Source organism: Chroococcidiopsis sp. CCALA 051, assembly GCF_003015105.1.
GTDB lineage: Bacteria > Cyanobacteriota > Cyanobacteriia > Cyanobacteriales > Chroococcidiopsidaceae > Chroococcidiopsis > Chroococcidiopsis thermalis.
The window spans coordinates 19,259-28,889 of the sequence record NZ_PYCI01000084.1 but is presented as its reverse complement, the minus strand read 5'-3'; the positions used below and the strand labels follow the sequence as shown (position 1 = coordinate 28,889).

Genomic DNA, 9,631 nt, shown 5'->3' with positions numbered 1-9,631 from the left:
TTGATTAAATCTCATCCCAACTACCAAAGTCTACGTTCCTACGGCACTATCGCCGCCTGATTCTGTCCGATGTATTGTAAATTGAATTCTTTGTTTAAAGATGCTAAACCACGTGTTATATCCGATGCGTACAATCCTAGACCCGCTCTAGCAATTTCTGACCAATCTTTATTTTCTAAGCTGACTGGGAAAATTTGGCTGTCTTTGAGTACGCTAACAATCTCGCTTATTTCAGGTAAATCATGAGAAATTATCGGAATTTCTCCTACCAAATCCTTAGAAAGGTTAGCAGAGTCTCCCAGCAATATCAACGTTTTTTTTGCTCTATTGTTGTAGAGTTTTAGGTTCATTAGAGATGATTTTATCCATTCTGACATCAATAAAAATTCTGTCTGTTTCGCACTGTCTTCTGCTTGCAGCCAAGGATAAATATTTTCAACAATCAATACTGCATTCTCTAACTGCGTTTTCCAAAAATAAAAAACCTCTATATATTTTTCTTGTTTTTGCCCAGTAATACTAGGCTGATAACCATCAAAATCCTGAATAGCTAAATTTCCCTCAATGGAAATGCTAACTTTCTTAAATGTACTTTCTCCCAAGTTCCACAAATGGCAGTTTTTACCTAATTTTTGACAAATTTGAGCAGCACTCAGGAAAAAGCGCAGCCGTTCCTGAAATGGTGATTCGCAAGCAACAAGTGGGCTATTATTGAGGATATGCTCTTCAACAACGTGGAATACGTTTGACTGCATGTAAGGAAATGTTAGTTATTGTAAGTTTATTGAAATAGTAAATTATGTGGCGCAATACAGACATCTAACAAATCTCTGATTTTTCTGCTGTGTTTGTATCAGAAGAATGCTATAGAAAAAATCAACGTCTAATCAATAAAATAGATTTCAGTATAAAATTTTATTTGTAACTATTGCAAATATAAACATATCTCAGCAAAAAACTATTGATAGAAATAGGAAAAATATAAGTAGAAGTATTCCTACTTATATTTGGTAATTGTGCGTCAGCAGTTTCATAATTTTAAAGAACTCTATTAATATTAAGAATTGTCTCGCAGTTGTCTTTAAAAGCGATCGCGTAATTATAAATTAGTTTAGGCGCACCAAAAATACCCCATAAACCGTCAATCAAAATCCCTATTAATATCCTAACAATATCAGCAATTAGGTTAGTTCTATAGATTTTAATTTCAGCTCGTGCATACGCATGTAATTCGCGATCTTCTGTCTTTCTGCGAACTGCTCTTTCTTCTTGTTCTTGGTAGTGGCGATCGCGAACTTTGCCACCCCAAGGTGCCATACCACACCAGAATCCAAACATCCAAGACCAGGGATAGCCCCAACCCCAGTATATTGCTAAACAGAAAGTGAGAACGTAGAGCGCTAAACCACTTGTAGTGCGTGAAGTTAGCACCCAAAAAATGTACAAATTGTCTAGGAGTAGCGAACGGCGCATTCTTCTTAGCTCTTGACGCTCTTCTGGTGCTACCCATGACATAAAAATTTTAGCTCCTTTTTAGGATATTTATAGTTTTTTTACCTAAGATTAGCGAGTGCTATTAGATAGTGAGCGATTTCTACAGTATCGCTTGAGAATTCAAATAATTTTTGAATTCATTATAAAACTAGCAACAAACTTGATTAAAACTTAGTGAATTTTAGGTGTTATTTTTTATAAGTTAAAAGCAATGCTATTGTCAATTTAGATGAAGATTTTTTAAGTGAATTTGATAAAACTATGCGGTCAAATCGTCTGATTTTTAGATAATCTACTTGTAGAAGGAAGCTTGAAGGTAGGAAATAAACGGCTCAAAGAAAGCTGCCCATACAAGAATTTTCATTCACCTCCACTGGAAATCCTCTCCTGCTTCTTTATGTGAGTAAGACTATCTTTGCTATCTATGGCGGTGGGAAGTATGACTTCCCACGGCTACGAGGGGAAATCCTAGATCTCTAACTTCGAGAGTGTTTGGCTTTAGCACGAGAGGATTGAAACTTGAACCGCACTTGTTTCCCAATCTGAATCTCAGCAAAGCTGCTGACATCTCTACCAGATTTATGAGCATCAAGAATCGCTTGAAGGTCTAGCCTAGATTTTAATTCTTGCACTCGAAATTCATCTGGAAGCTGGGAGTCATCGGCGGCTACTTTAGGTATAACTTTGGGATTGTTATCTCTAATTTCAATTTCTCTCTCTTTGCCAATATTACGTTTTGGAATTAATCCTTGAGCGTGCAACCACAGCAATCCCTGCTTGATACCTACTAACTGAGCTTCCTTTCTGGCAATGAATTGCTCGTGCAGTTCTCTAACTGCATCCAGGCGTTTTTTAGCAGCATCAATTTCAATTTTCAGATAATCTACTATCCAAGCAATGCTGTCAATCTTAGATTCAGTTGCTTCTTGGACTTGCCACAGTTGTTTAACAAGGTTTTCGACATTTTCAGCTCCTGATTCTGAAGCATCTTCAATCTGATTCCACAACAAAGCAGCTTCTAAAGATAGTTCTCGTAGCGATCGCTCGGTAATGTCTTTTGGTTTTGTGTCTACCTGGTCTGTATTAATTGTCTTATCTTGTTTCATAAGATCTCCAAGCTAGTATTATCGCTCTGCCTGTTTCGGTATGCATTGATATTTGCAGGAAATTTTCATAAGTGCTGGTCAAACAATTTTCTTAATATTGGCTGTAAGCAAGGTGATAGTAGTCGCGGCGTTCTAGCGCCTGTTTTGCTTCTATTTCTAAGCCAGCTATTTCTTCAGTAGATGTAGTTTGTGCTTCTTGTTCTGCTGGTAAATCAGCTACTGTTTGAGTTTTGTGTGTTTCTTCAGGATTGGATAACTGTGTTGACATAACTGCACCGTGCGAAAATTAACATCAATACAGCAGGTGCAAAGCACTTATACGTTATTTCTAAAGTATTGACAGTAGCCAAGGAAATATTAAGGGAGTAGCTTTTAAGTGCGGACGGCGCTCAAATTTGTCATAGCGATGTTCGTTTGACCGAAACCATTTCTACATGGCAAAAGCGTAGTTAACCTACAAAGCTTGATGAAATTTAAGCACAATGTATGAAGAGTGAATTTAAGCAACTGCGATTATAACTACTAAACAAGCCCTCCTTAATGCCAGTGGCTGATGTGGGAGCCAACCGTTCGGAATATTGCAGTATGTCCAACCTCTACTCCCAAAACCTTTTCAAGTTAAACTATGAATTAGGGAATATTAGTTATTTCAGTAGAAATGCCGCAGTAATTCTCTGGAGCGGAAAGACACAATATGACTGTGACTACTGCTAAATGGACACTAGAAGACTATCATTGCATGATTGAAGTTGGTCTTTTAGAGGATCGCCACGTTGAGTTATTGAACGGAGAAATCGTTGAAATGCCCCCAGAGGGTCCAGAACACGCCTACCTTGGGGATGAAGCAGGCAAATATTTAAGGGATCTTTTAGGCGATCGCGCTCAAGTCCGCGAAGGTCATCCTGTTACATTGCCCAACGACTCAGAACCAGAATCAGATCTTGCTATTGTTAAACCCCTTGGGCAAACCTACCGCCAACACCATCCCTACGCCGAAGATATTTTTTGGCTGATTGAGTATGCTAACACTAGCCTCAACAAAGATTTAGATGCCAAGCGAAAAACTTACGCCACAGCTGAAATTCAAGAATACTGGGTTGTGGACTTGAAGCATCGACAGCTCAAGGTGTTTCGCACACCTTGCGAGGGTGACTACACATCAGAAGAAACTCTCACAGCGGGAGAAATTAGTCCATTAGCATTTCCTGGCATTGTAATTTCAGTACAATTATTGTTCGGCGGCGGCAGCCCTGTAGCAGACCCTCTCGTCTAATCCACGACATCTTCGGATCGGCGCAAAGTTAGTTCCCTTTTGTATAGCATTCGCGGCTGAGCGGCAGCCCTAGGTGAACGTTCTTCGACTTGGAGGAGCTTCGTATGGCAAGTGACAATCGCAGCAATAAGGTGGAGACAGGCATGGAGCCGGAAGTCGCTAACTCTGGGATCGTGCGACCGCCTTTTATCTACCTGGGCGCGATCGCCCTGGGTCTGTTGCTACATTTCGCCTGGCCAGTTCCGCTCGTGTCTCGTGCAGTGAGCGTGCCACTCGGAGGCATTGTAGTGCTTGTCGCCGTCGCTCTGTTTCTCTGGGCTGTTCGCACGTTTCAGACCGCTGGCACGCCCGTTCCGGGCAATCGTCCCACCACCACAATCGTGCGTGCAGGTCCCTATCGATACAGCCGCAATCCCATTTATCTGTCTTTCTCGCTGCTCCAGCTCGGTGTCGCACTCTGGGTCAACAGTCTCTGGCTACTAGTCACCCTCATACCAGCGGTGGCGCTGATGTCGTTCGTGGTCATTCCGCGAGAGGAGCACTACCTGGAGAGCCGCTTCCCGTCGGACTACTTGCCCTATAAGGCTTCTGTTCGTCGCTGGTTATAGACAGCCGCCGAGCAAGGACATGGAGCTGACACGCAGGAGCGCACATCTCATTACTGGTGCGCTTGTACGCGATCGCATTTTTATTTTTGACAGTCTACCTAACGAGTCAATCGTTGTGTTTTTAGTTTTCCTCAACTCAGCTTCGGTCATTAGCAGTATGGCAACTGAGAGGACTTGGAAACTGGATAGAATGACTGTTACGTTTCATTACAATTGAGACTGAATTAGTACACAAATACTAAAAATGGCTACCCTTAAGAATCGATCCCATGTTCTTGCTCCAACAAGCTTAATAACTTTTCCTCAAAGTCAGTCAAATAGGTCTGCCGTCCCAAGCCGTCTAAAACATAGTAAGCACCCCGATCGAGCAAACCCGTATCCCGCACTCGCTTAATCCGCTTGAGAATAGTAGGAAGCTGGCGACAAACATCAGGGTCATCGATGGGTTTGAGGTTTTCTGGTTTCACTATGAGAGTTCCATCATAAACATCAACTTCGATGGTAAAGTCTTTTAGCACCAGCGCAACACAAGGATAGCCATTGTATTTGCGCTCGCGACTTTGAAGCCGAGTCAAGGTAAATACATCTCCCACCGCACAAAAATCCCTGGCTAGAAATAATTGTTTTTCTTTCATCCGCTCGACTACAGTTTTGACAATTTGAGCTGTAGGTGCCTTGTCTCCAGAAATAGACAGGGCTTTTTCCCATGCTTTCGGTTGCTTATTCGCGGGTAGTTTAGCTAACTCTCGGCATTGACTTTCCGAGACAGGCATTTTTTGTCTCCAATTTGGAGACATTTCTTCTTGTCGGTCAAGGGGAGATAAATTCTCCAAAACTGCGGCAGCGTTAATCAAGCGATAGGCATGAGCGCGATTATATCCAAATCTTTCCTTAGCGTATTCTTCAAATGTCCCGTGCGTACTTCGGTACAGACGGAGATCGCGCAACTGTTTAAGTGCCGACCAGCCCTCGCCCAAAGCTCGATCGACTCTAATTTCTAACCGATGTCGTTCCCGCTCCTCATCAGGAGTCAATTCCTCAAAAATTTCAACCGCAGCTACTTGAGTTTGGGTCTCCATTCCTATTTTTGGCACGGCTGGTAATTCCTTTGAAAACGAAAAGCTGAATTATTCGGACTACACCTCGATTCCTAGCAATGTAGAGGCAGCACGCCAGGTCTATGACTCTCCACAGCAAGAGATCGCTTCTACTGCATCGGGATCGGCATAAATATGAGTCCCATCTGGCGCAAGGAACAGCCAAGCTTCTCCTGGCATTCCAATTTGACCGATTTTCTCTAGCCTACAGCCAGAAATACTCTCCCAACCTAACTCTAAAATGCTCCCTGCCACGCTTGCTATGCGGCGAATGGTGAATTGCAATCGCTCTAATGTCCGCTGCCTCAACTTTTCGGGAACCCAAGTTAATTGACTCAAGTGGCTCGGAGACTGGCACAAATGCTCGCTTAACAGTCTCGTTAGCCCTTGGCGTTGTTGAGCGGTCATTTCCTTAGCAGCCTCGATCAACGTATTGGTGTTTTCCTTCACTCGACTCGCAATCTCAGTCCAAGTGGAACATAACAGGATTTGCTCTGCCAGTCCCCGTACTCTTGGTGACTGTTGCTGTGTTTTTTCAGTTGGTGTATTTGGTGATGAATTGGTGGTAGCACCAACTGGCTCTAAACCAGTTGCAGCAATAGCTGAAGCTATTGAATTGGTGAATTGATGGTTTAAGGGTGAGGCGAGCGCATCAGATGATGGTTGAGAAGAAGCAGGGGTTGTTGTGTCATCAATTTCACCAATTGAAGCCTGTAACTCCCCTTCAATGGTGTTTTGAGCTATTGGTGATGCCACCAATTCTCCACCAATACTCACCAAATCTCCTGGCGGTTCGTCTGTTGAAGGGTTGGGGATGTAAACCATTTCGCTGCCCTCGCCTTCGATTCGTCCGTGACCGGAGGCTGCTAAAGCTTTGAAGATGCAAGCGCGAATTTTTTCTACTGCCCAGCCTTTGAGAGCATTGATCCGACTTTTGAGAAACGAAGCACTGACACCCTTGCCGCACTTTTTCAAAACCTTCTCGGCTTGAGTTTGGACTTTGAGAAAAATTCCTTCTGGTTGGCGAGTAGGGGCATTATGGGCATGGATCAGCTTGTGCTGGTCGAGGTAGAACGAGGCAATTTCAATTGCATGTTGCATTGTCCGACCGTCGATCGTCATCTGGGGCTTTTTGCCACGCAGCACGGCATTGACAACGTGCAACCACAAGGCGATTCGAGCCGTGTAAGACTCAATTTTGGCGTAAACTAGCGATAGCCCGAAATGCTTTTCTTCCATCTCAGCGTTTACCAAAGTATGGTTCCAGCCCTGAAACAAGACTTTAGCTTCATGGGAAAGAAAGTAATCGGTTTCAGGTAGTTGTTCTAACTGGGCATACAGCCAAGACAACTTTTCCTTTAACTCATCGGCAGCTGGATTTGGAGTTGATAAAAGATCGAGAAATCTAGCTGGGGCATCGACAATCGAGCAGTAGAGGAACCGAGACGAGTAACCGCTAGCAATAAAGTTAACTTCGTCAGCTCCCATCAATCGCGCCAACGTATCCCATTGGTACGTTCCCGTCTTGCTCAAAGCAACGCGCTTCAAGAACAGTCGCGCGTCGTGACGGTCGAAGTTACCGCCAGAGCCATTCCAAAACGATAGCTCTAGTTGCAGGTCGTCGCCCTTACCGCTCTTGTACTGGTTCAAGCGTTGGTAGTCAGCGACCAATTCGTCGATATATTCCAGCAAGCCGCGTGGATTCTCGTCATGAATGCGAATTTTAGTGGAAGTGGTGACATTGTTGAGCAGCCGCCGTTGTCGCACTGGGATTTTGGCATCACTGTCTTTGGTAGCCTCGTAGTCCTCCATAGAGCGATCGTGAATTTCTTTAGCTGTTGCTTCCATTTCCTCTAACGGTTTGAGAATTACCTGCTGCGGAGGAGTCTTGGCTTGACCGCTGTGGGCGATGTTGGCTGTCCAGAAAATACAAGGTTGGACGTAACCACCTTGGGGATTGATAATAATTCTGGCTGCCGTACCGATGCGCGAGGCACTAGAAGGAAGTACCGTATTAAATAGATACTCTGGTGCAGTGGGCATGGCTGCTGCTTTTGCCATCAGTGGGTCGGATAATGCCTTGTCTAAGTACAGCCGGATATCCAGTCGTTTGCGGCAGCTCTTGAGTATTCCTTGAAAGGATTCAACCGCTTCGATGACTTCCTCTGCTAGTTCTCCTTCAGCGCGAATTATCCTAGCGAGCCGATCGATCTCGTTGTAGGTGCGACCTGTGGCACTAGCTAACTCCATCAAAGCAGTGGCAGTAACAGATTCGCTATCGCAGCGGTTGAGAATTTCTCGAATGCGATCGCACAGAGACACCGTAGCGATGGGCGGATTGTTTCCACCTTTGCTATTGTTGCTATAGCCGAAGCCACGACCAGCAGCATAGTTGCGATTTTTCTGGGTAGACTCTAGCTGTGGTTTGACGTGATGCTTCCAGTACCACCCCCTGATACAAGCGTCTACACCTTCTGGCTTACAGCTAGGAGTGGGATTGTCTTTTTCGGCTGACTGCCAAATTGTCTCTACTTCCCTAGACGGCAGGGGTGGAGAACAACGATTGGCATAATCTTCCAGCAGTAGCATGGGGTTGCCGTCAAAACTTTGACCGATTGACTGGAGGTAATTGGCAGTACCGATCAGGTCGCGGGCGAGTTTAGCTCCTTGGGCATTACGTCCGCCTTCTCCTACTCCCGCTCCCAGCAAGGAACGAGATTCTTTAGCAAGGCACGCTTCTAAAGGGACTGAGGCGGAAACGGGAATAGAAATATCTTCAAAGCACCGAGCCTGTGATGTGACTAAATTAGTTTGAGATTGTGGAACTGGTGAGGGCGACAATGTTATGGCTGGTGTAGTAGATTGCGAAACTGGAATTGCCGAGCGTAATTCTTGGTAGTTGTAGCACTTGCCCGAAGAGTGGATCAGATCGCAACGTACTGGTTCATGCCCTGGTTTGATGTGGAAAGCCCCCGCCAATCGCATGACTCGACTAGGATTTTTCAGTGCCCGATCGGAAGCAGTATATGTGAGTAGAGCCGTTTGCAATTCTCGCCATTGTTCCACAGCAATTGGTTCATCAAACACCCAATACGTATGAACTGACTTGCGGGTAGCAATTTGCATCGAAGGCTCTGGTAGCCCCAAGTCTTGCCAAAAATTAATTTGGTCTTCGATGGCTCTATCGTCAAATTCGCAAAAGATGGCACGGCAGGACTTTACGTTTTCGTCTTTATGTCCCCCGCCATTCACAACGATGTAAATGCCATAGCCTTGTTCTTGCCAACGCTCTACCTGTTCCCAACTCAGCTTGTCGGCTTTGCGTCCAGTGTTAGGAGCATAGCGGGGGTCTTCTTTTGGTAGGAAAGCTCTGATATAGATGGCATCCCCACGCTTGTATCCGAGAATCTCTAACTGGGCGATCGCGGAGGAGCGGTCTAAGTGGAGCTTTTGGGATACAGATGGGCTAGAAGATCTATTTTTTTGTGCTTGTTTCATCTCGAAATCTCTCTTTTTGGAGCCGAGACAAGCGATTTTAATTAATCTTTGCTATGATAATTTGCAGCAGTAAAGTGCAACTAAAAGCCCTTACTGCTGAGTTACTCGTCTCGGATTACTAAGTTGCTTGTCTCGGATTACTAAGTTGCTTGTCTCGTGAGTCGCTTGTCTCGGATTAGCATCAGTTAACGAGATCTATGGTTTCTACCTTGAAAACCATGTATCCCACAGGGAGTCATGCTTGTGAGGTTGGTGCTCGCAAGACACGATCCCATATAAAAAAGATAAGATCGCAAACCTAAAGCCCTGACTGTGCTACCAGTGAGGGTTTTAGTGTTGGTAACTCATTCGCATTATTTATCCCCTGTTGCTTGAGCAATTGCATCTCTAAAGGGCACTCAAGCTTTTGGATATGAAAGTGTGTCCGTTCTAATTTGCTGGAAACCTCCTACCTTCATCACGCCATAATTGCAAAAAACAAAATCAACCTGGAACTGTTTTACCACTCCACAGCTAGAGTCTCAAGCCCCCGTATAGCCGCAGATTTGGGACTGA

8 protein-coding genes are annotated in these 9,631 nt (G+C 44.6%); 2 read left to right on the top strand and 6 right to left on the bottom strand.

What is annotated here, in order from left to right:
• Nucleotides 1-38: 38 nt before the first annotated feature.
• From C7Y66_RS19425 to C7Y66_RS31975, 4 genes are all read right to left on the bottom strand, one after another.
• The gene (locus C7Y66_RS19425) at nt 39-755 is read right to left on the bottom strand and encodes a hypothetical protein (RefSeq protein ID WP_199197524.1); all 717 of its coding nucleotides are present in this window, start codon (nt 753-755) and stop codon (nt 39-41) included.
• A gap of 283 nt (nt 756-1,038) precedes the next feature.
• The gene (locus C7Y66_RS19420) at nt 1,039-1,515 is read right to left on the bottom strand and encodes a hypothetical protein (RefSeq protein ID WP_106546838.1); all 477 of its coding nucleotides are present in this window, start codon (nt 1,513-1,515) and stop codon (nt 1,039-1,041) included.
• A 455-nt stretch (nt 1,516-1,970) separates the two neighbouring features.
• The gene (locus C7Y66_RS19415; RefSeq protein WP_106546837.1) at nt 1,971-2,600 is read right to left on the bottom strand and encodes a siphovirus Gp157 family protein; all 630 of its coding nucleotides are present in this window, start codon (nt 2,598-2,600) and stop codon (nt 1,971-1,973) included.
• A gap of 91 nt (nt 2,601-2,691) precedes the next feature.
• On the bottom strand, nt 2,692-2,868 hold the full coding sequence (locus C7Y66_RS31975; RefSeq protein WP_199197523.1) for a hypothetical protein: 177 nt from the start codon (nt 2,866-2,868) through the stop codon (nt 2,692-2,694).
• 426 nt (nt 2,869-3,294) lie between these two features.
• Here C7Y66_RS31975 and C7Y66_RS19410 point away from each other — a divergent pair, with 426 nt between their 5' ends.
• Entirely contained in the window at nt 3,295-3,873 is a 579-nt protein-coding gene (locus C7Y66_RS19410) for a Uma2 family endonuclease (RefSeq protein ID WP_106546836.1), read from the top strand.
• A gap of 104 nt (nt 3,874-3,977) precedes the next feature.
• Nucleotides 3,978-4,481 carry an isoprenylcysteine carboxylmethyltransferase family protein gene (locus C7Y66_RS19405; RefSeq protein WP_106546835.1) on the top strand — a complete coding sequence of 168 codons (504 nt, stop codon included), beginning with the start codon at nt 3,978-3,980 and terminating at the stop codon, nt 4,479-4,481.
• A 254-nt stretch (nt 4,482-4,735) separates the two neighbouring features.
• Here C7Y66_RS19405 and C7Y66_RS19400 read toward each other — a convergent pair whose 3' ends face one another.
• Both C7Y66_RS19400 and C7Y66_RS19395 read right to left on the bottom strand, forming a co-directional pair.
• Complete coding sequence (locus C7Y66_RS19400) at nt 4,736-5,560, bottom strand: hypothetical protein (RefSeq protein WP_106546834.1); 825 nt, start codon at nt 5,558-5,560, stop codon at nt 4,736-4,738.
• Nucleotides 5,561-5,659: 99 nt separating this feature from the next.
• A complete protein-coding gene (locus C7Y66_RS19395) occupies nt 5,660-9,076 on the bottom strand; it encodes a DUF3987 domain-containing protein (protein WP_106546833.1) in 3,417 nt (1,138 codons plus the stop codon).
• Nucleotides 9,077-9,631 lie beyond the last annotated feature (555 nt).

Excerpts from the sequence above, each read along its gene's own strand:
- C7Y66_RS31975 (WP_199197523.1), bottom strand. The coding sequence starts at position 2,868 with ATGTCAACACAGTTATCCAATCCTGAAGAAACACACAAAACTCAAACA.
- C7Y66_RS19400 (WP_106546834.1), bottom strand. The coding sequence starts at position 5,560 with ATGGAGACCCAAACTCAAGTAGCTGCGGTTGAAATTTTTGAGGAATTG.
- C7Y66_RS19405 (WP_106546835.1), top strand. The coding sequence starts at position 3,978 with ATGGCAAGTGACAATCGCAGCAATAAGGTGGAGACAGGCATGGAGCCG.
- C7Y66_RS19415 (WP_106546837.1), bottom strand. The coding sequence starts at position 2,600 with ATGAAACAAGATAAGACAATTAATACAGACCAGGTAGACACAAAACCA.
- C7Y66_RS19425 (WP_199197524.1), bottom strand. The coding sequence starts at position 755 with ATGCAGTCAAACGTATTCCACGTTGTTGAAGAGCATATCCTCAATAAT.
- C7Y66_RS19410 (WP_106546836.1), top strand. The coding sequence starts at position 3,295 with ATGACTGTGACTACTGCTAAATGGACACTAGAAGACTATCATTGCATG.
- C7Y66_RS19420 (WP_106546838.1), bottom strand. The coding sequence starts at position 1,515 with ATGTCATGGGTAGCACCAGAAGAGCGTCAAGAGCTAAGAAGAATGCGC.
- C7Y66_RS19395 (WP_106546833.1), bottom strand. The coding sequence starts at position 9,076 with ATGAAACAAGCACAAAAAAATAGATCTTCTAGCCCATCTGTATCCCAA.